Raw genomic sequence first — 21163 nt, forward strand, 5'->3', positions numbered from 1 at the left:
TAACTGTGTGATGCCACACTAGCCCACATAAAATTTGAGTTAGAACAATGACAAGATGTTTTATTAAAAACCTAAACAAAGATTAACCTATAACAAATATTATGAAGTGATATCGCTCACTATAATATTGCACTGCATCAAAACAGTGTGGGAACAAACAGTAGTTTTAATGAAAAAACCAAATAAAGTTCAATAAGTGAGCTGAAACGAGTAAACAAGCTCACTTTTAATACCAAACATTATTAACTCTGACTTATCACGATCCATTACCAACAATAAGTCAGCCATCACAGAAACATTAAAAACAATTGTCAGTTCAAATACCAAAACCACACTAAACACCATAACTCTGACTAATATCAAATAACGTCAACAATAATAACTGTGATCACAATATTATTTATTCTCTCGCGCTACAGACTCGAATGGATAATGATTCTTGCCCTAAAATAATTATCATCATCAATTGTTGAGTAATCCCAGTTAAGCTGCTTAGTTAACCTTTCCACTAACATCAAGCCCAATCCAAAACCGCTGCTATTGTGTTTTGATAAAGGATTAACAATATCAATTCGGTTACCGACTTGCTCAATGACTACCCCCTTAGCACCATGTTCTAAACTGTTACGGATCAGATTATTCAATACGATTGTCAAAGGCTCTTTGAGCACGTAAAGCTCGGTTTCATCGCAGATCAAGTCCACATTGATATCACTGCCCTGAGCATACTTTTGATCATCGACTATGCTCGCCAGTAAATGTGATAACTTCACATCACAACAATTCATTGGACTACAGTCTGAACTCATTAACCAAAGCAGGGTCTCCGTGATTGATTTCATCTGAGTTGTCGCTTGGCTAGCATGTAAAGTTGGCCCTGAGAGCTCTCCTTGTTGCAGCGATAAAATTTCAAATGATGACTGGCATATCGCGATGGGAGTTCTTAGTTCATGACTGGCAAATCGCAGAAAGGAAAGCTCCCTTTGCTGGGACTCTTTAAGTTGCTTAATCGAGCTGTCCAGTGCATCGACAATAGATTGGAGTTCGGCATAACATTGCTTTGGAAACCTAAGTTGCTGCATACCTTGCCAATCGTGTTGCTTGATTGCTTCACTGATCTGATGCACAGGTAAAATTACCCGACGCTGCAGATACCAGGCGAGAATGGCATTTACCGAGAATGTCATGATAACTAACAGGAGGATCGCTGCCATGTTCTTAGGAGCAAACTCTAATGCGTGAGTGGCGTTATAATGCAGCCAAACATAATAGGCTTTGCCCTCTTTGGTAGAGTAAAGCATCAGGCCATCGATAAATTTCCCATCTGAATGCTGATGCTTAACATCAAGTGCCTGCTCTGGAGGCAAGCCACCATTGATCGCCTTAACTTGATCTGGCACTAGATCCCAACTGGTGTAAACGGTAATATTTTCAGTTTCAATCGCATTTTGGCTTGCGCTTGCATAGACTTCTGCAGCTTGAGCTGCATTTCTCATGGTGATTTCATGCATGCTAAACATTCCCGCACACATCATACACAGAGGAATAAGGAAGTTTATAACCAAGGTGATAGCTAAAAAACATAAGCCGTAAACCTGATATACACGCTTCAAACTCAGCTTAGGCTTCATCATTTTCCACTCTTAAGCATAAGCCAACACCACGAATCGTATGAATAAGATGCTGTTCGAATGGCTTATCAACCACCCTTCGAAGCAGGTGTATATGACTTTTTAAGCTGTCGCTATCGGGAGGGCTATCTGGCCACAGTAATCGCTCTATCTCTTCCCGTTCGACGGTTTCAGGGCTTCTTCGAGCTAAAAATGAAAGGATCTGCCATCCTGTTCGTGACAAAGCAAGGTCCTGACCCTGACGATGTACCTGATGGGCACCAAAATCAAACTCGAGATCGCCAATAGTCAGCCGCTTTGGCGATGGACGCCGCTGAGATACAACCTTAAGGCGTGCGACTAACTCCGCCAGTGCAAAAGGCTTAACCAGATAATCATCGGCTCCGGCCTCGAAACCTGAAAGCCTATCTTGTAAGTTGCTCCTAGCCGTCAGCATAATGATTGGAGCCATAATGCATTGCTCTTTCCATCTCTGGCATGCTGTAATGCCGTCGCCATCGGGTAAATTAAGATCTAAAATGATCGCATCAAAGGTACTGCTAAATATTCTTTCCTCTGCCCGTTCCAGAGTCTCCGCATAGTCACATTCAATCTCATTTAACTCGAGATACTGAATAATATTTTTAGCCAGTAGGCGGTTATCTTCGACAAGGAGAACCAACATCTTCTATATAATTTCCAGTTGATGAGCGATATGAACTAAATTGGTCCTATTACTGGCAGACAACTTATTTCTTAAAGATTCAAGGTGGTATTCCACCCCACGAACGGTAATATCCAATTGCTCTGAAATCTCGCGATTATGTAATCCAATCGCAGCCATCCTCAATGCTCTTATTGCTGTTTGATTAAACAGGTTATATTGACGGTATGGGTTTATCTCATTATGAAAATGTTCAAATATCGTCAGTTGAGCTTGCTTTAGTGTCTGTTCTAATTCTGTAAGCCTTAACTCTTCATATGGATATTTTGATAATAATGTAAATCGACCACTCCAAGTATCTGATGCAAAATGCTTCAGCGGCCAACTAAGAACCGTATTAATACCGTGGCTATTGAACAGTTTTTGAACTTTAGTCGGCTGACCATCTTCACAAAGAACATAGTGATAGGGGGAATCGAGTCGCAAGGCGGCTGCAAAGTTAATATCGGTAGGCGCAACACGTGTTACGTATTGTTGATGCAGCTGCTTAACCGTCGGTGAAGAAGAAAAAACGCCGCCGCTGCTTCTTAGCACTTTACGTGTCAGTAGACTCTTACGGTTGTTACCTAAGTAGTCTTGGTAAGCGCTATTGGCGATTCCTTGAAACCAAAACCCACCGAAGCCCAAATCCGCAATTGGGGATTTAATACTATTGAGGATCTCTTCAGCTAATGGTGTTAAATCAGACTTACTTTCATCTATTAACCATGCACTGTTATTCATCTGTCCCATAATTCCGAGCCCAATCAAAACTATTTAAAGTCACAAGCGACCAAATCACTCAAGGTAAAGCCAGTACAATCAACTTTACTCAAATAGCCTTAACGGATAAACATTCTTAATGGAGATTTTCTAACCACCCAACAGAAACATAAAATTTAATTTAGAGAGTAGTAATTTTGACGCAATTTTGACGTTGCTTGCTCTATAATTATTTTAATTTACCAGAAATAAAATCAATTACTGAACATAAGCTTTAACTAAACAGTTTGTAAGTAAGAGAGACGTTTATTCAGAAGTAATACTCTATTTACGCATCTATATCGGTGCGCCATCAAGCTCACATTTTTCAGTATAGAATTGCAATATTCAAGGCATAACTCTTTTGTAGTCTATAGCCTAAAAGGCAGCAGTAGATCTCCCCCTAGACTATTCTACTCAAGAACAATTTTAGCTAGAGGCTGCACTTTAAACAGCCTCCCACCACAGGGATTAAAACAATAAGCCGCTTAGAATGGTTGATTCACCATGATCCAGAATTGATTCGATTCGGCGCTAAAAGCAAGCTCTGCACGCACTACGATACTTTCAACTTCAAATCGCGCTCCAAAACCTGCCGACCACTTCAAATCTTCATGTAACGCGCTGGCATTAAAGTCATCACTCACCTGCCCCGCCTCAGCAAAGGCAACCCACTGCCACCAAGGCACATCGTATAAGTTAAATACTGGCCACTCTTGCAATGGTTGCCATCTAGGTTGCACGCGATATTCTGCGCTATAGAGCACTGCTGAGCGGCCAGTGTAACGCTTGCTGGTGTAACCACGCAGGCGTTCAAATCCGCCTAAGCTTATCCCTGCAAAACTAGGGGGTTGATGCAAGTCATCTTCAGAACCTGAGGTCCAAGTTGGCGTATCGGCTAAATAAAAGTTAAACGCTAAAATTTGCTGACCAAACCATTCATTAGAATCGATAGACACGAAAGCGCTTTGCTCAAACTCCCAAGTGGTCCAACTATTGCGAGAACCGCTACCAAAGTCGCGAGTCACCTTGAAGCTTGTTTGTCCGCCTTGACTACTATTTTTGCCGTTATCACGGTTATCCCAATCTAGCTCTAGCGCAAGCCCCTTGGCCTCTTCGGGTAAAAACTCAAAGCCCTCTAACTCCCGACTCTGGCTAAAAGGGCTAAATTTTAGGCTGGTGACACCTGATTCGAGTGGGTTCCAACTAATATCGCCTCTTGCACGCCCAAGGCTACGCACAGTACCTTGACTACCACGTCCTATTGGCAAAATATATCTGGCATGAAACTTAGTATAAGATTCATCACCTAAGGTTATTGTTCGCTCGTTCTCTCCCAAGGCTCCAGCTTGCTGCGGCACATAATAGACCCCCTCTTGAAAGCGGGCTTGATAAGTTTCTATCGAGAATAACCATTGATCAATGGAAGGAATTTGGTAGTCGTTAAAACGCAGGTAACTTACCCAACTATTATTGGTGCTATATACACCAATACCCAATATCGAGGACTGGATCTGCCCGGCGTGTTTAAGTACACCGGCTCCACCAAAGGCGGTACTTAAACTTTCACTGGAAAAAGCGAAAGGCACCGCTGCAAACTCTGCTTGATAATCGGGTAGCTTATCATCGCCCTGCTTAGACTTGGCTGTAGCCTTAGGCGAAACAGATTCTATAATCACAGTTTCTTCGCCCGAACGCTGCTCTTTAGTTATCTCAGTCGAAGTTGGCGCGGCAAAAGCCAGTGGCGACATTAGCCCTAATGCGGTAAAAGTACGCAATAAATAAGTTTTCAATTTAAAAGATCTTCATTCTGATGAAGGGCATCCAGCCTCAATCACCACTACAGAATAAGGTGTTTATTTGCTCAATCTAGGCAAACAGCGACTCGGGGAGTCAATTTAGTCACAAGTTCGTAGGCGATAGTCCCAATATGCTCTGCCACCTCCTCTACCGGAAGGTCTTTCCCCCAAAGCACGGCTTTATCGCCAACATTATCCTTAGCACCAGCGCCAAGATCCACCGTCAACATGTCCATTGAGACGCGACCAACGATAGGTGCTAATCGACCGTTTATCAGTACTGGGGTTCCTAACGGCGCATTTCTTGGATAACCATCACCATAACCGATAGCAACAACTCCAAGTTTGGTATCTTTCTCTGCAACCCAATGACTACCATAACCAACGGGTTGTCCAGCTTTATGATCGCGAATCGCAATCAGCTGCGACACTAGCTCCATCGCAGGAATAAGCCCGTGTTTGGTACCTAGATCGCCAACCACAGGAGATACACCATAGAGCGCAATACCAGGGCGGATCCAACTTGCTTGGCTTTGCTGCCAAAAGAGTGCGCCAGCCGAGTTGGCTAGAGTACGATCGCCAAGTAAGTCTTTAGTTAGTTCTTCGAAAACAGCAATCTGCTTGGCAGTACAGTCATTATCTGGTTCATCGGCACAGGCAAAGTGGGTCATCAAGTTAATTGGCTTGGCGATATTGTCACAGGCTAATAGACGCTGATAAATCTGATGAAATTCATCAGGTACAAACCCGAGTCGATGCATACCAGAGTCTACTTTCATCCACACTGTGACGGGTTTGTTCAACTCTGCCTGCTCGAGCATTTCGATTTGTGACTCGTGGTGAACCACAGTTTCAATATCATGCTCAACTAAGGTGACTAAATCAGTCGCTCGGAAAAAGCCTTCCAATAATAAAAGCTTGGCCTTAACACCGCCCGCTCGAAGCGCTAATGCTTCTTCGAGCCGGGCTAGGCCAAAACCGTCGGCATTATCTAAACATTGAGCGACATTGAGTAAGCCATGGCCATAGCCATTAGCTTTAACAACCGCCATCACTTTACTCGATGGGGCTAATTCATGCAGCCGAGCAAGATTATTCTTCAATGCATGGCGGCTGATTTCTGCTCGTGGGAATGGTTTCAAGAGTAACCTTGTTTATCTAATCTAAAAATAAGAGCCTCATTGAGGCTCTATTGTATTTTATCACTGTGTAAAAAAAGTGATGATGACCAATAATTAATCTTCTTCGAATTGCGGACCTGCATAATTGTCAAAACGAGAGAATTGGCCTTGGAAGGTTAAGCGCACGCGGCCAATAGGACCGTTACGTTGCTTACCAATAATGATCTCAGCAGTACCTTTATCTTCAGAATCGTTGTTATACACTTCATCACGATAAATAAACATGATCAAATCCGCATCCTGCTCAATCGCGCCCGATTCACGCAAATCCGAGTTTACAGGACGTTTATCGGCACGTTGCTCCAATGAGCGGTTAAGCTGTGACAATGCTACTACTGGGATCTCTAGCTCTTTTGCCAAAGCTTTTAATGAGCGAGAGATTTCTGAGATCTCCAATGTACGGTTATCTTTTAGCGCTGGCACCTGCATCAACTGAAGGTAATCGATCATGATCATCGACAGGCCTCCGTATTCACGGGCGATACGTCTGGCTCGACTGCGTACATCGGTTGGGGTTAATCCTGAGCCGTCATCGATATACATCTTACCTTGCTCAAGCATGATCCCCATGGTTGAGGATACGCGAGCCCAATCGTCATCATCTAGCTGACCAGTACGAATTTTTGTTTGATCGACGCGACCGAGTGAGGCCAACATACGCATCATGATCTGTTCTGAAGGCATCTCCAAGCTGAAAATAAGCACGGGCTTGTCTTCATGCAGCGCCGCTTGCTCACACAAGTTCATCGCAAAGGTGGTTTTACCCATAGATGGACGCGCCGCAACAATGATCAAATCGCCAGACTGGAAACCTGCGGTCATTTTATCTAAATCGCCAAAACCGCTCGACACTCCGGTTACACCGTTGGTCGGGTTATTGTAGAGTTCTTCGATTTTATCGACAGTTTTCTCTAGAATCGCCTTGATACCTTCAGGGCCTTCGTTGGCGTTAGCACGCTGCTCTGCAATTTTAAACACTTTGGTTTCGGCTAAATCGAGTAGCTCACTCGAATTACGCCCTTCAGGGTTAAAACCTGCATCGGCAATTTCATTGGCCACCTTGATCATATCGCGAACAACGGCACGCTCACGCACAATACTGGCATAAGAGAGGATATTACCGGCACTCGGGGTATTTTTGGCTATCTCACCAATGTAGGCAAATCCTCCGACATCTTCGAGTTGGTCTTCGAGTTCTAATTGTTCAGAGACAGTAATTAAGTCAATCGGTTGACCCGCACTGACTAAAGACTCCATCGCAGTAAAAATCGTACCGTGAGCACGCGAATAGAAGTCTTCTTTAACAACTGCTTCAGCCACTCTGTCCCAAGCGTCAGAGTCCAACATCAAACCACCGAGAACCGATTGCTCAGCTTCAATTGAATGCGGTGGCATCTTCAGCGCGTCCATCTGAAGATCTCTTGGTTTCTCTTTGCCCTTAAAGGCGCGTTGTTGTGACATTAAATCTCCAAAATTCCAACGTTTAAGCAAAATGTGGTATAAAACCGTGGTAAAACAGAGCAGGCTTTTAACATCATACGACCTGCAACTAAAAATAAACTATAACAATATTAAGGAAAGAACATGCGCAATGCATTGATTGCCGCCATCGCTCTATCTTCGGGGATGCTGCCATCAGCCGTAGCATTGGCTGATGAAGGACAGTGGCAACCCTATCAAATGCCATCCATCGCCGATAAGCTCAGCGAACGTGGCATCGATATTCCGGCTAAACAGTTAGCAGACTTAACCAGCTACCCTATGAATGCTGTAGTCGGACTGGGCTATTGTACCGCCAGTTTTGTTTCGCCCCAAGGCTTAGTTGTGACAAACCATCATTGTGCCTATCGCGCCATTCAATATAACAGCAAAAAAGAGCATAACTATCTGGCAGATGGCTTTTTAGCGACCAGTAAAGATAAAGAACCGACAGCGGGGCCAAACGAGCGCCTTTATATCACCGAAGTGGTTACCGATGTATCAGAGCGAGTCAAAAAACAGATTGGTGACGATCCGCTTAAGCGTTATGAGAATATCCAAGCCAATCGCAAAGCCTTAATCAAAGAGTGCGAAAGCGATGATAACTATCGCTGCTCGGTAAGAAGCTTCCATAACGGTCTTGAGTATTACCTGATCAAGCAGCTCATTATTCGTGACGTGCGCTTAGTGTACGCGCCACCAGAAAGTGCAGGCGCCTTTGGTGGTGATATCGACAACTACGAATATCCACGCCACTCTGCTGATTTTACCTTTCTGCGTGCCTACGTTGGTAAAGACGGCAAACCAGCAGCTTTTGCTGAAGACAACGTACCTTACGTGCCTAAGAGCTATTTAAAGATTAATGCCGACGGTGTAAAAGCCGGTGACGGTGTATTTGTGGCAGGCTACCCAGGTTCAACCAGCCGCTACCGCTTAACCAGCGAACTTAAGTTTGCTAGCGATTGGCTATATCCAACGCTTGCGACGCGTTATCAGCTACGCATCGATACTATCGAAGCCATGAGCACAAACAATAAAGACGTTAAAATCAAGTACGCGGGCACGCTTGCTGGTATGGCAAACCGTATGAAGAAGTACAACGGTTTGTTAGATGGCTTTAAAGCGACTGATATAACGGGCATTAAGCAAAGCCGTGAGGATGATTTTAGCGCATGGCTTGCAAAAGACCCCGAGTACCAATCTTTCCAAACTCAATTTGATGAGCTTGAAACCCTGTTGGTCCAGCAACGCCAGCTACGCCAAGGCCGTTACTACTTTGAAAACGCCCAAAGCAGTGCACTGCTCGCTACCGCTAACAAGCTTTACCGCTTAGCCAAAGAGAAGCAAAAGAGCGATGCTGAACGTGAGGAGGGTTATCAAGAGCGCGACATGAAGATGTTTAAAGCGCGCCTTAAGCGTTTAGACTCGAGCTTTGCCATCAGCGTCGATAAAACCCTGTGGATGCAGGACTTAAAAGCCTACCTTGCCCAAGACAATCGCGTAGCAGAGCTTGATGCCATGCTCAATGAAGGTGATAGTGATAGTGATAGCGAGATCAGCCTGAGCGAAAAGCTTGATGCACTGTACGCGCTTAGCTCGCTAACAGAGAAAGACAAGCGTCTTGCCTGGATGAACGCCGATGCAGCAGAGTTTGAGACTAGCGCCGATCCATTTATCCGCCTTGCTGTTGCCCTGTACCCGCAAAATATGCAGGCAGAGAAAGATGCTAAGACGTTAGCAGGTAAGCTATCCAAAGCTCGTCCTGACTATATGAAGGCCATTATCGCTTACAACAAGGCCAATGGCTGGCCAGTCTACCCTGATGCTAACGGTACGCTACGTATCACCTATGGTATGGTAGACGGTTACCAATCAACTGATGCGCTTTATAAGCAGCCCTTTACTCGCTTAGAAGGCATTGTAGCTAAGCATACTGGTGTAGAGCCGTTTAACGCGCCAACAAAACTACTAGAGGCGATTGAGGCTAAGCGTTTTGGTAGCCACGCGGTAGAAACCGTTTATCAAGATCCTGCTTCTTGGTTATGCCGCCTATTCTCTTGTTTAGATAAGCCTGAGAACTTTGGTTCAGTGCCTGTTAACTTCTTATCGAGCGTTGACACCACTGGCGGTAACTCTGGCTCTCCAGTATTTAATGGAAAAGGCGAGCTAGTCGGCCTTAACTTTGACTCGACTTACGAAGCAATTACTAAAGACTGGTTCTTTAATCCAACCATCACCCGCGCCGTACACGTGGATATTCGCTATATCCTCTGGATGATGGATGAGGTAGATAACGCACAAAATCTGATTGAAGAGCTAGACTTAGTGAACAACTAATTCGGCTAGGCGACATACTTAAAAGGCATATGAGTTCTGCTCATATGCCTTTTTACTTGAACAGCTACTCATGCTCTACCTTGCTACTTTTCCTCGAGCTATCTCGATATCTAGATGGGTATTATACCAATCAGTATAAGAAGTTGATCTACTCAGAGCGTTTTTGGCAAACTAATTCAAGGCGAATAGCTGAAAGAATGGTATTCCCTTGTGAAGCTGTTCAACACAGAATTAGGAAGCCAAAACGCTCCAGAATGGCGAGTTTTAGCAGTTCTGATGCTGTGACTCTTAAGGAACAAGAGGGAGCTTAACCCTAGTTCAACTATGCTCTTCACTCGCTGCCTTGCCTCATAACAGCTAAACTCTCGCTGAGCGACCAAATCTTTATACTGATTGATATTAATGCCAACAAGCTTTTTGCATTGGATTGTATTTTCTTGCTTGAGCTAAACACTGAATATGCCCAATATTGACGGGCTAAAGCCCGACCTACAACAAATTGGCCTTTCCTGCCTTTCCTGCCTTTCCTGCCTTTCCTGCCTTTCCTGCAATGCCATTTTTCAGGCATAAAAAAACGCCGCACTAATAAATTAGTACGGCGTTTTTAATTAAAGCATTTGCTTAGAGCAAATTATTAAGCTTCTGCAACAACAGAAAGTTTAACGATTGCTTTAACTTCAGTGTGAACTTGAACTTCAACTTCGAATTCACCAGTAGTGCGGATAGCACCTAGTGGAAGACGAACTTCGCTCTTAGCTAGTTCAACACCAGCAGCTGTAACTGCATCAGCGATATCACGGTTGCCAATTGAACCGAATAGCTTGCCTTCGTCACCAGCTTTAGAAGCGATAACAACAGACTCAAGTGCAGAGATTTTCTCAGCGCGTTGAGTTGCAGCAGCTAGGTCAGCAGCTAACTTAGCTTCTAGATCAGCACGACGTGCTTCAAAAACTTCAGTGTTAGCAGTGTTAGCAACAACAGCTTTACCTTGTGGTAAAAGGAAGTTACGTGCGTAACCAGCTTTTACAGAAACTTGGTCACCCAAGTTGCCTAGGTTAGCGATTTTATCAAGTAAAATAACGTTCATTTTATATTCCTCTAAATTAATGCAGTATTACTGATGTAAATCAGTGTACGGCAGTAGAGAAAGATAACGAGCACGCTTGATAGCGCGAGCTAGTTGACGTTGATATTTAGCATTTGTACCAGTGATACGACTAGGAACAATTTTACCACTTTCAGTGATGTAGTTCTTCAAAGTTACGATATCTTTGTAATCGATCTCGGTAACGCCTTCTGCAGTGAAACGGCAGAACTTGCGACGACGGAAATAACGTGCCATGTGACAGTCTCCTAAGTTTTCAATTCGACATTTTCAGCGTGTAAAACCAAGCGATTTTGACCATTTCTGCTCTGTTGCAGATTAATGAAGCCCTCGACTTGTATTTCAACGCCGGCTGTTAAGTTTTTTGCAACGCCATTAAAGCGTTCACCACTTAATACAACTTGGATTTGGCAATAAACGTTGCGTAACATTCCTGCTTCGTAACGCTGCGATTTGTGTTCCAACATCACTACCGTATGGGCAATGCCTGCTGGACTATCAAACTGCCTAGAACGCGTAATGGTTCCCGCTAATACCAAATTGTTTGTGGTCACAAAAAAACTTACTCAGCAGTGTTTTCAGCGCTTTCTTCAGCTTCTTCAGTAGCTTCTGCACGAGGTGCACGCTCTTCAGATGAACGACGTGTGTCGCGCTCGTCTTTAGCTTTAGCCATTGGAGATGCTTCAGTGATGGCAGCTTTAGTACGCATAACCATGCTACGCAAAACAGCGTCGTTGAAACGGAAAGCTGTTTCAAGTTCTTCAACCGCTTCTGCAGTAGTCTCTACGTTCATAAGAACATAGTGAGCTTTATGCAATTCGATGATTGGGTAAGCCAATTGACGACGGCCCCAGTCTTCTAAACGGTGGATTTGACCGCCAGCTTGGGTAAGAATACCCGTGTAACGTTCGATCATACCTGGCACTTGTTCACTCTGATCAGGGTGAACTAAAAATACGATTTCATAATGACGCATTTTTTGCTCCTTACGGTTATCTAGCCTCGTTGTTGGCTCAGTCAAACCTAATAGAGGCAAGGAACTAATTAAAGTGACTGAATTAAGCCGCGGAATATTACATAAACCAAAGCAAAAATTCAAGCAATTATTAACCACTTTGATAATGGTCTAATGAATTGGAGCAGGTAACCCGGCAAACCTTCGCTAGTCTTGGGTCACGTTCTCCGCCTTATAGGCTGAAAAGCTAATACAATCTAGTTTGCGCCTAAGCTGATTCTAGGTATTATGTCGCTACGACAAAGTGATGATAAACCCCCCAAACAACATCAAGAATAAGAATAATGCTAAAAACTGTCTTCATTGTATTTGGTCTTTTGTGCTCCCCCGCTGCCTTCGCACTAGTGCCGCCTGATTATCAAGAGCCTCCGAGCGATCTTACCGCCGAAATTGAAGCGGGTTTTCAGCTAAATACAGGTAATACTGAGTCTAGTAGCTTCAACGGTAGAACCAAACTCGTTTACGACACCACTCAGACAAGGCAGGAAGGAACGGTTAAAGCCTACTTTGCTGCCGATAATGAGAAAACGACGGCAGAGAAGTATGACCTACAACTTCAGTCAAACTATAAGATTAGTGGTGGCTACTTTTTTGGTCGAGGTGACTTCACTTGGGATCAATTTGGTAGTTATACGCGTATATCAACGGTTTCAGGCGGTTATGGTTTCGATGCTGTTAGCACCTCAAAGACTAACCTCAGTTTAGAAATTGGTCCGGGTTATCGATATAACCTGCCGATTGCCACTGACGATGCCCCGATTCCCGAAGCCAATAAAGACCTTATTTTACGTACAGCGGCAAAATTTGAGATGAAGCTGCAGGAATACACCAGCCTTAATGCGGATCTCACCGCCGAAACGGGTGAAGACAACAATACACTGACGCTGGATATGAGCTACAAAAATACCCTGTTCCAAGACTGGGCATTTAAAATAGGCGTCAACGTGAAATACACCGAAGTGGTACCAGAAGGCTCGAAGCAAACCGATACTATAACCACCTTCAACTTGCTCTATACCTTTCAATAACCGCTAACGTCACAAACAATAAAGGGCAAGCTCTGTCGAGTTTGCCCTTCACAATTAATGGACCGAATTACAACTTACCTTAGTTGTTGCATAAGATAAGCGTATACCATCGACTTTAGCTCCGCCGCCTGATTATTATCAGCAGCGCCAGCGTGACCCCCTTCGATATTCTCATAATACAAGACATCAATGCCCATGCCTTCCATCTTAGCCACCATCTTGCGAGCATGAGCGGGATGAACCCTGTCATCACGGGTTGAGGTGGTGAAAAACACCTTCGGGTAAGCTGTATTCGCCTTTAGGTTATGGTAAGGCGAAAATGTCTTAATATAATCCCACTGGGCAGGAATATCCGGATCGCCGTACTCCCCCATCCAGCTCGCTCCAGCCAACAGCTTGTTGTAGCGCTTCATATCCAGTAACGGTACCTGGCATACAACTGCACTATAAAGCTCAGGTTTACGAGTAAATGCAGCCCCCATCAGCAAGCCACCATTACTGCCACCTTGGATCCCTAGATGCTCACTCGAGGTAATCTTCTTAGCTATCAAGTCCTCTGCAATTGCCTCAAAATCTTCATAGGCTTTATGACGATTCTGTTTCAGAGCCGCTTGATGCCAAGCTGGGCCATATTCGCCTCCACCACGAATGTTGGCTAGCACATAAACACCGCCTTGCTCCAACCAATTTTTACCGATTGTTGCCGAATAAGAGGGACGCAGAGAAACTTCAAAACCACCATATCCATAAAGCAGAGTCGGATTTTTGCCATCACGTTTAAGATCTTTCGCCATCACCACAAAATAGGGCACCTGAGTACCATCTTTTGAGGTAGCGAAATATTGTTTAGTTTCAAACTTTGAGGCAGCGAACTGCTGTTTCATGCCCTTAATCTTTTCGGCTTTCATGGTCACAGCATTAAAGCTATATAAACTTGAAGGCTCTAAGAAGCTAGTATAGTTAACGAAGAAGTCATCACTATCACGCTCGACATCAAACACGCTAATGGTGCCATTAGCATCGAACGGCGCTTGCATGCTTTTCCACTGACCGTTTTTTGCTTGAGAGTAACGTACCAATTTGCCTTTGACGTTATCTAACCAAGTAACGAAAATCGCACTCTTGGTAAATTTAACTTGTGAGATAGAAGCGGTTTCCGATGGCTCCACTAACACGTTAAATTGTGGCTTCTGCTCAATAAGCGTCTCTACCGGAGCATAGATAATGCTACCTTGCTTGAAGCTCTCGCTCCCTGTTTTAAGATCGCTTTTTAGCTCGATATACAGCTGGCCGTTAAAATAGCCTTTAAGTTCAGCATCTTTTGGTAGAGGCAATAAGGTGAGTTTTCCATCGCGGTAAACATAATGCTCGGCGGTATAGAAGGTCAACGCCTCTGACACTAGCTCCAAGGAATTATCGCCGTCAAACAGTACATAGCCTGATACCGCTACCGACGCTTTATCACCACTGAAAACCGTTGTTGCTTCAGAAAGCTTAGTACCACGCTCCCAAAGCTTAACCACCTTAGGGTAACCAGAATCCGTCATGCTATCGTCACCAAAGTCGGTGCCAACAAAGACGTTATTCTTATTAATCCAGCTCAGGCTCGACTTAGCTTCTTCGAGAAAGAATGCTTGTTGTTTTTCCCCCACAAAGGAGAGCGTATTGAGATCAAACTCTCGCACCTCAGTTGCATCGGCGCCCCCACGTGAAAGAGAGACAAAGCAACGATCATTTTCAGGGTAACGACAGTTAAAGCCCTTATAGACCCAGTTAACCCCCTCATCTTTGCCTAGCTTGTCGATATCGAGTACCGTTTCCCATTTAGGCGAAGTCTTCTTATACTCCTCCATGGTAGTTCTGCGGTAGATCCCTCTAACGTGGTTCTCGTCTTTCCAGAAGTTATATAGGTAATCGCCAATACGACTGGCGTATGGGATGCGCTCTTTGTCGTTTAGGATGGCCAGGCTATTACTCACTAAGTTATCGAAGCCTTCGAATGCCTTAATCTCTTTGGCCGAAATAGCATTTTGCTGTTTCACCCATTCCATCGGCTTTGCGCCTTCAACATCTTCTAGCCAGAGGTAGTTATCATCCTCTGCGTGAGCGGGTACGGCAGCAATTGCACCCAGTACGCACAAAGATAAAATTTGATTTCGCATGTAAACATCCTGTTTTAGAATTTGTCAGCTTAAGCTACTGCATAATGCGGAACAATTAAATAGAGCCTATCGATACAGTACTGGCTATGGTGTAACAAAGGGTTTCCTGTTTGTGTTTGTCTCTAAATAGCCAAGCGACAGATGCAAAAATGCCGATAAGGCGTTAACCCTATCGGCATTTAAAATCTAAGCCTAAACTGCAGACTCTTACGTTACGCCAGTCTCTGACGCACTGCTTCAAATAAGCAAACGCCGGTCGCTACCGACACGTTTAAGCTTGAAACGCTACCCGCCATTGGGATAGACACTAAAGTGTCACAGCTTTCACGTGATAAACGGCGAAGACCTTTGCCTTCTGCGCCCATTGCGATAGCTAACGGCCCCGTTAGGCTCGCTTGGTATAGCTCACAATCAGCTTCACCGGCTGCGCCAATAATCCAAATACCTTTCTCTTGCAGGCTACGCATGGTGCGCGCAAGGTTAGTCACTTGGTATAGTGGTACCACTTCGGCCGCGCCACAGGCAACTTTGCTCACCACTGGCGTTAAGCCAACTGAGTTGTCTTTTGGTACGATAACGCCGTGAACACCAGCGGCGTCGGCATTACGCAGACATGCGCCTAGGTTATGCGGGTCAGTAACCCCATCTAGGATCAGTAGAAAAGGCACTTCGGTCTTTTCTAGCATTGCAGACAATTCGTTATCGCTAAGAATTTTCGCTGGCTTAACTTTAGCAACGATACCTTGGTGTTGGCCACCGTCAGACTTATCATCCAACGCCTTACGAGAAGCATATTGCACTGACACGCCCCACTCGGCTGCCATTGCAAGAATTGGCGTGAGTCTCGCGTCATCACGACCTTGTAGTACCCACATTTCAATTACACGCTCAGGGCTGTTTTTTAGTACTGCTTCAACAGCATGCAATCCAAAGGTCATATCTTGCTTTTTCATCTATTTCTTACTCGCTTTACGCTTGGCTGACTTAGCTTTACTCGCTGAAGATTTTTTTGCCGAAGCTTTTGTCTTAGTCTTTTTAGCTGCAGCGCTGCTGCCGCTCTTATATTTACCGCCGCTCGACTTACGCTTTGCCCCTGACTTAGCCTCAGAGTCACCCTCTGCGCCTTTGCCTCTAGAAGACTCACGCTTAGCACCAAGCTTTGCACCTTCACGGTTCACTCGCTCACGCGCGGTTAATGGTTTGGTTGGCCTACGACGTTTACCGCCTGCAGAGTCGCCTTCCATCATCAAGTCAATCTGACGGTCATCAAGATTAACCCCAGCAACTTTGACCGTAACCGTATCACCAATCTGATAAACCTGTCCCGAGGCTTCCCCCACTAAACGCTGGCGCATATTATCATACTGATAATAATCACTACCTAGGCTTGAGATATGCACGAGACCATCGATAAACAGATCGTTTAGGCGAACAAACATGCCAAAATGTGTCACCGAAGCGATCACAGCTTCGAAAGTGTCACCGACATGATCTTGCATAAACTCACACTTAAGCCAGTCACTCACATCTCGAGTTGCTTCATCGGCGCGACGCTCGGTAGTCGAACACTCTTCACCTAACAGATCCAACTCTTCAATCTTATAATTAAAACCGCCATCTGCAGTCCATTGATCAGTTAAGTTACCTTCTTGCTTAGCAAGTAAATAACGGATCACGCGGTGCAAGATCAAATCTGGATAACGACGAATTGGCGAGGTAAAGTGAGAATACTCCTCAAGTGCCAAACCAAAGTGACCTTCATTATCTGGGGTATAGGTTGCTTGACGCATAGAGCGTAGCAACATTACCTGAATAAGCTCTGCATCGGCTCTGTCAGCAATTTGCTCCATCACCGCTTGGTAATCTTTAGGCTCTGGCTCTAAGCCACCTTCCATCGTTAAGCCACGCTCTTTAAGGAAATCCTTAAAGTTGGTTAGCTTTTGCTCTGAAGGCGCCTCATGCACACGGTATAACACTTCACCTTTGTGCTTTTTAACAAATTTAGCAGACGCAACGTTAGCCAAAATCATACACTCTTCGATGATCTTGTGTGCCTGGTTACGGTTACGCGGCACAATCTTGTCGATCTTACGCTGCTCATTGAAGATAAATTGCGTTTCAGTAGTTTCAAATGCAATTGCACCACGCTCTGCGCGGGTCTCTTCTAATGTCAGATATAGCGATTGCAATGTCTGTAGGTGCGGGAATATAGGCTTAAGCTCATCACTCACCTCTCCGCCCTCAAGCATGTCAGCCACTTGGGTATAAGTTAAACGCGCATGCGAGTGCATTACTGCAGGGTAGAACTTATAACCCGACAATTTTCCTACTGCAGAGATGGTCATCTCTGCAACCATGCATAGACGATCGACCTTAGGCATTAAAGAGCACAGACCATTAGAGATCTTCTCAGGCAGCATAGGGATAACTTGCGATGGGAAATACACCGAGTTACCACGAGCGCGCGCTTCTTTATCGAGTGCAGATTCTGTGCGTACGTAATGACTCACGTCCGCAATGGCTACCCATAAGCGCCAGCCGCCAGACTTTTTCTTCTCGGCGTAAACTGCATCATCAAAATCTCGTGCATCTTCACCATCGATAGTCACTAATGGCAAATTACGTAAGTCAACGCGACCTTCTTTGTCAGCTTCGGTAACTTCGTCAGGGATTTTACGCAGCTTCTTCTCAATCAGGCCTGACCATGTGTGCGGCAGATCGTAATTGCGCAGCGCAATCTCAATCTCCATGCCCGGTGCCATCTCTTTACCTAGCACTTCAGTCACTTTACCAGCGGCTTTGACGTAACGACCTGGACGGCGTGTTAGCTCAAGTACCACGATATCGCCTTGACGCGCGCCCTTGCGATCTTCTTCGGGAACTAAAATCTCTTGGGTGATGCGGCGGTCATCGGCAATCACAAAACCCATGCCAGCGTCTAGGTGAAAACGGCCCACTAATGCGGCGCTACGCTCTTCAACCAAACGTACAATACGCGCTTCACGGCGACCCTTACGGTCTACACCCGCTTTTTGCGCAAGGACTCTGTCACCGTGGAAATACATCAACATGTCACGGTTATTGATATAAAGGTCGTCGCCGCCCTCTTCTAATTTCAAGAAACCAAAGCCATCACGGTGACCAATCACGGTACCGGTTAACAGGTCCATTCTCTCAGGCAAGCCATATGACTGACCACGGGTAAACACTAGTTCACCGTCACGCTCCATCGCACGCAGGCGACGACGAATTGCTTCTAGCTGCTCTTCGCCTTCAATTTTTAGGGCTGTAGCAATATGTTCACGAGTTAATGGTGACGTTTGTGAGCGCAAGTAATCTAAAATGTACTCACGACTTGGAATTGGGTTTTCGTATTTTTCTTGCTCACGCTTAATATGCGGATCTTGTATCATTCATTTTCCAAATTATTGACATGACCTCTTTCTAGGGCATGCTTATTGTTGCGTTCTAAGGTGCTCTTTCTTTGCCCTAGCAACTGCGCTGGGCGGCATTTTTGCCTCTAACACCTTTAACAAATTAATTGCTTCGGCTTGCGTGGTCTCATCGCTAAACACTTCGTTATATAGCCAATGAAAACCCACTTCGTAATCTCGAGGACTACCATAGCCCTCACCAAATAACCGAACCAACATCATTCGCGCAGGCAGATCGCCTGTCGCGGCAGCTGGCAATGTATATTGCACAGCGCGTTGTTTATCTTCGATGACAAATTTACCATCGTGATAATACTCAGCCATTCTTACCATGGCTTCAGCACTCCCCTGCTCAGCAGAGGTTTTTAACATAGCAATCCCGCGCGGCGGATTCGCCTTTACGCAGATGCCATAATTGAGCATTTCCGCCCAAAGATACTGATACAAAGGCTGCTTTAGTACCTCAGCCCTTGCTTCAATATCCTGTACTATCTGGCAGTCATCACCTTTAACTTGTGTTAAATAGCGTTTAGTTCGAATTAGATCAACCAGTTGCTCCTGAGTATAGACATCAATAGCCTTGATAGTCGCAAAACTTGGTAGAGACAATATAGACAAGATTGTAATCAATACATAACGCAGCATAAGGATTCTCAATGACAGTAGGTTAATCTAATAGCCGTTCATCAAGCTACCAATAATAAAGGATAACTTGAATATACTCTATTTAATGTCATCGGCAGTATAACGTATTTCTTGAGTGCTACAGTCGCGATGTCGTCACTTGCAAGCAAGGCAATAAAAAGGCCGCTAATTGCGGCCTTTTCTATTAACTGAACGGATTCACTAGAATCATGGTCTCGTTTCTATCCGGACCCGTTGAGATAATATCGATTGGCGTTTCTAGCAACTCTTCAAGACGCTTAATGTAGTTCAATGCCGCTTGTGGCAATTGCTCAACAGAAGTTGCGCCGAAAGTTGACTCGCTCCAACCAGGCATAGTTTCAAGAACAGGGGTAACCTTCTCGTAACCTTCAGCCGCTAGAGGAGTCGTTGTCGCTACAGTTCCATCAGGATACTGGTAGCCAACACAGATCTTAACTTCTTCTAGGCCGTCTAGAACGTCTAGCTTAGTTAAGCAGAAACCGCTAACACTGTTGATTTGAACCGCGCGCTTCATAGCGACGATATCTAACCAACCTGGACGACGCTTACGACCAGTAGTTGCGCCGAATTCGTGACCCTTAGTACCTAAGTAATCGCCGATTTCGTTTTTCAATTCTGTAGGGAAAGGACCAGCACCAACACGTGTGGTGTATGCCTTCATAATACCCAAAACGTAGTCTAGATGACGTGGGCCAAATCCTGAACCTGTTGCAACACCACCTGCGGTAGTATTAGAAGAGGTTACGAACGGATAAGTACCATGGTCAATATCTAGTAACGTGCCCTGAGCACCTTCAAATAGAATTGGTTCACCTGCTTTACGCGCCTGATCAAGAAGTTCAGAAACGTCAGTGCACATGCTCTTCAAGTAATCAGCAATTGCTAGAGCATCTTTCAATGTCTCTTCGTAATCAACAGCTTCACACTTGTAATATTCAGTCAGCATGAAGTTATGGTAAGCCATCACTTCTTTCAGCTTAACGGCAAACAATTCTGCATCAAACAGATCGCCTACACGTAAACCGCGACGAGAAACTTTATCTTCGTATGCTGGACCAATACCACGACCCGTTGTACCAATTGCATTGTTACCGCGCGCTTTTTCGCGAGCAATATCAAGGGCACAGTGGAATGGTAGAATTAGAGGACATGCTTCAGAAATTAATAAACGTTCCTCTACAGGTACGCCACGCTCTTTAAGCATGTTAATTTCTGTCATCAGCGCGTCAGGTGCTAGCACCACGCCGTTACCAATAATGCACTTAACATTATCGCGTAAGATCCCTGACGGAATAAGATGAAGAACGGTTTTGTCGCCATCAATTACTAGAGTATGACCCGCATTGTGGCCACCTTGGTAACGAACGACATATTTAGCCTGTTCGGTAAGAAGATCGACTATCTTACCCTTTCCTTCGTCACCCCATTGGGTGCCGAGAACTACAACGTTTTTGCCCATTATTTGCTGCACGGTAGTGGTTAAAACGGGATTTTAGCAGATCTATGGGGGCTATAGGCAAGTAATTTATGAAAAAATAATCAACAGCACTATGCCTACGGTGACTAAGGAACCACCAAGTCTTTGCAAAAGTTGCTGATTTTGATTGGAAATTTCTTTTAGATAGGCCCGCCAACGATTTGGAAACAAAAGTGGACCAATTCCTTCAATTATTAATACCAAACCTAACGACAGCATGATTAACTCAAAAGACATAACAATGTGTTCCTATAGGTGAACAATCCAGCGGATAAAACCTAAAACTTGAACTTAAGTAGTTCAAAACGGTGCTACCTAGACTCGCTATAATGGGTCAGGAAACGGCAGCAAAGTGACACCAGATTGGTGGCATATTTATTAGTGTAAATTAATGTCGTTCAAAGC

General features: G+C 44.8%; 18 protein-coding genes. 2 read left to right on the forward strand and 16 right to left on the reverse strand.

The window, feature by feature from the left end:
• Positions 1-413: 413 nt before the first annotated feature.
• The 6 genes from SPEA_RS18825 to dnaB form a co-directional block, all read right to left on the reverse strand.
• On the reverse strand, positions 414-1634 hold the full coding sequence (locus tag SPEA_RS18825) for a sensor histidine kinase (RefSeq protein ID WP_012156774.1): 1221 nt from the start codon (positions 1632-1634) through the stop codon (positions 414-416).
• Positions 1621-2295, reverse strand: a complete 675-nt coding sequence (locus SPEA_RS18830; RefSeq protein ID WP_012156775.1) for a response regulator transcription factor — start codon at positions 2293-2295, stop codon at positions 1621-1623. The genes SPEA_RS18825 and SPEA_RS18830 overlap by 14 nt, the downstream gene beginning before the upstream one ends.
• 3 nt (positions 2296-2298) lie before the next feature.
• The gene (locus tag SPEA_RS18835; protein ID WP_012156776.1) at positions 2299-3066 is read right to left on the reverse strand and encodes a LuxR family transcriptional regulator; all 768 of its coding nucleotides are present in this window, start codon (positions 3064-3066) and stop codon (positions 2299-2301) included.
• A 497-nt stretch (positions 3067-3563) separates the two neighbouring features.
• A complete protein-coding gene (locus SPEA_RS18840) occupies positions 3564-4826 on the reverse strand; it encodes a BamA/TamA family outer membrane protein (RefSeq protein WP_012156777.1) in 1263 nt (420 codons plus the stop codon).
• A 113-nt stretch (positions 4827-4939) separates the two neighbouring features.
• Positions 4940-6016, reverse strand: coding sequence for an alanine racemase (alr, locus tag SPEA_RS18845; protein WP_012156778.1), 1077 nt, complete (start codon positions 6014-6016; stop codon positions 4940-4942).
• Between the two features lie 93 nt (positions 6017-6109).
• On the reverse strand, positions 6110-7516 hold the full coding sequence (dnaB, locus tag SPEA_RS18850; RefSeq protein WP_012156779.1) for a replicative DNA helicase: 1407 nt from the start codon (positions 7514-7516) through the stop codon (positions 6110-6112).
• Between the two features lie 123 nt (positions 7517-7639).
• Between dnaB and SPEA_RS18855 the strand changes: the two genes are divergently transcribed.
• Positions 7640-9871, forward strand: a complete 2232-nt coding sequence (locus SPEA_RS18855; RefSeq protein WP_012156780.1) for a S46 family peptidase — start codon at positions 7640-7642, stop codon at positions 9869-9871.
• Between the two features lie 634 nt (positions 9872-10505).
• Here SPEA_RS18855 and rplI read toward each other — a convergent pair.
• Genes rplI through rpsF form a run of 4 tightly spaced genes read right to left on the reverse strand, consistent with a single transcriptional unit; the run spans position 10506 to position 11952 of the window.
• On the reverse strand, positions 10506-10958 hold the full coding sequence (rplI, locus tag SPEA_RS18865) for a 50S ribosomal protein L9 (RefSeq protein WP_012156781.1): 453 nt from the start codon (positions 10956-10958) through the stop codon (positions 10506-10508).
• Positions 10959-10985: 27 nt separating this feature from the next.
• A complete protein-coding gene (rpsR, locus tag SPEA_RS18870) occupies positions 10986-11213 on the reverse strand; it encodes a 30S ribosomal protein S18 (RefSeq protein WP_005497284.1) in 228 nt (75 codons plus the stop codon).
• Positions 11214-11224: 11 nt separating this feature from the next.
• A complete protein-coding gene (priB, locus tag SPEA_RS18875) occupies positions 11225-11530 on the reverse strand; it encodes a primosomal replication protein N (RefSeq protein ID WP_012156782.1) in 306 nt (101 codons plus the stop codon).
• 8 nt (positions 11531-11538) lie between these two features.
• Positions 11539-11952 carry a 30S ribosomal protein S6 gene (rpsF, locus tag SPEA_RS18880; protein WP_012156783.1) on the reverse strand — a complete coding sequence of 138 codons (414 nt, stop codon included), beginning with the start codon at positions 11950-11952 and terminating at the stop codon, positions 11539-11541.
• 323 nt (positions 11953-12275) lie between these two features.
• Here rpsF and SPEA_RS18885 point away from each other — a divergent pair, with 323 nt between their 5' ends.
• Positions 12276-13019 (forward strand): DUF481 domain-containing protein, encoded by a 744-nt coding sequence (locus SPEA_RS18885; RefSeq protein ID WP_012156784.1) that lies wholly within the window; start codon positions 12276-12278, stop codon positions 13017-13019.
• A gap of 74 nt (positions 13020-13093) precedes the next feature.
• Here the strand turns inward: SPEA_RS18885 and SPEA_RS18890 are convergent, their stop codons facing one another.
• The 6 genes from SPEA_RS18890 to SPEA_RS18915 form a co-directional block, all read right to left on the reverse strand.
• Positions 13094-15181 carry a prolyl oligopeptidase family serine peptidase gene (locus tag SPEA_RS18890; protein ID WP_012156785.1) on the reverse strand — a complete coding sequence of 696 codons (2088 nt, stop codon included), beginning with the start codon at positions 15179-15181 and terminating at the stop codon, positions 13094-13096.
• A gap of 212 nt (positions 15182-15393) precedes the next feature.
• The gene (gene rlmB, locus SPEA_RS18895; RefSeq protein ID WP_012156786.1) at positions 15394-16134 is read right to left on the reverse strand and encodes a 23S rRNA (guanosine(2251)-2'-O)-methyltransferase RlmB; all 741 of its coding nucleotides are present in this window, start codon (positions 16132-16134) and stop codon (positions 15394-15396) included.
• Positions 16135-18594, reverse strand: coding sequence for a ribonuclease R (gene rnr, locus SPEA_RS18900; protein ID WP_012156787.1), 2460 nt, complete (start codon positions 18592-18594; stop codon positions 16135-16137). It abuts the gene before it with no gap.
• Positions 18595-18636: 42 nt separating this feature from the next.
• Positions 18637-19260 (reverse strand): tetratricopeptide repeat protein, encoded by a 624-nt coding sequence (locus tag SPEA_RS18905; RefSeq protein ID WP_012156788.1) that lies wholly within the window; start codon positions 19258-19260, stop codon positions 18637-18639.
• Between the two features lie 184 nt (positions 19261-19444).
• Positions 19445-20740: an adenylosuccinate synthase gene (locus tag SPEA_RS18910; RefSeq protein WP_012156789.1), complete on the reverse strand. Its 1296-nt coding sequence runs from the start codon at positions 20738-20740 to the stop codon at positions 19445-19447.
• Between the two features lie 66 nt (positions 20741-20806).
• Positions 20807-20995, reverse strand: coding sequence for a DUF2065 domain-containing protein (locus tag SPEA_RS18915; protein WP_012156790.1), 189 nt, complete (start codon positions 20993-20995; stop codon positions 20807-20809).
• Between the last annotated feature and the right edge of the window lie 168 nt (positions 20996-21163).

The sequence above is a fragment of the Shewanella pealeana ATCC 700345 genome (assembly GCF_000018285.1).
In the GTDB taxonomy this organism is placed as follows: domain Bacteria; phylum Pseudomonadota; class Gammaproteobacteria; order Enterobacterales; family Shewanellaceae; genus Shewanella; species Shewanella pealeana.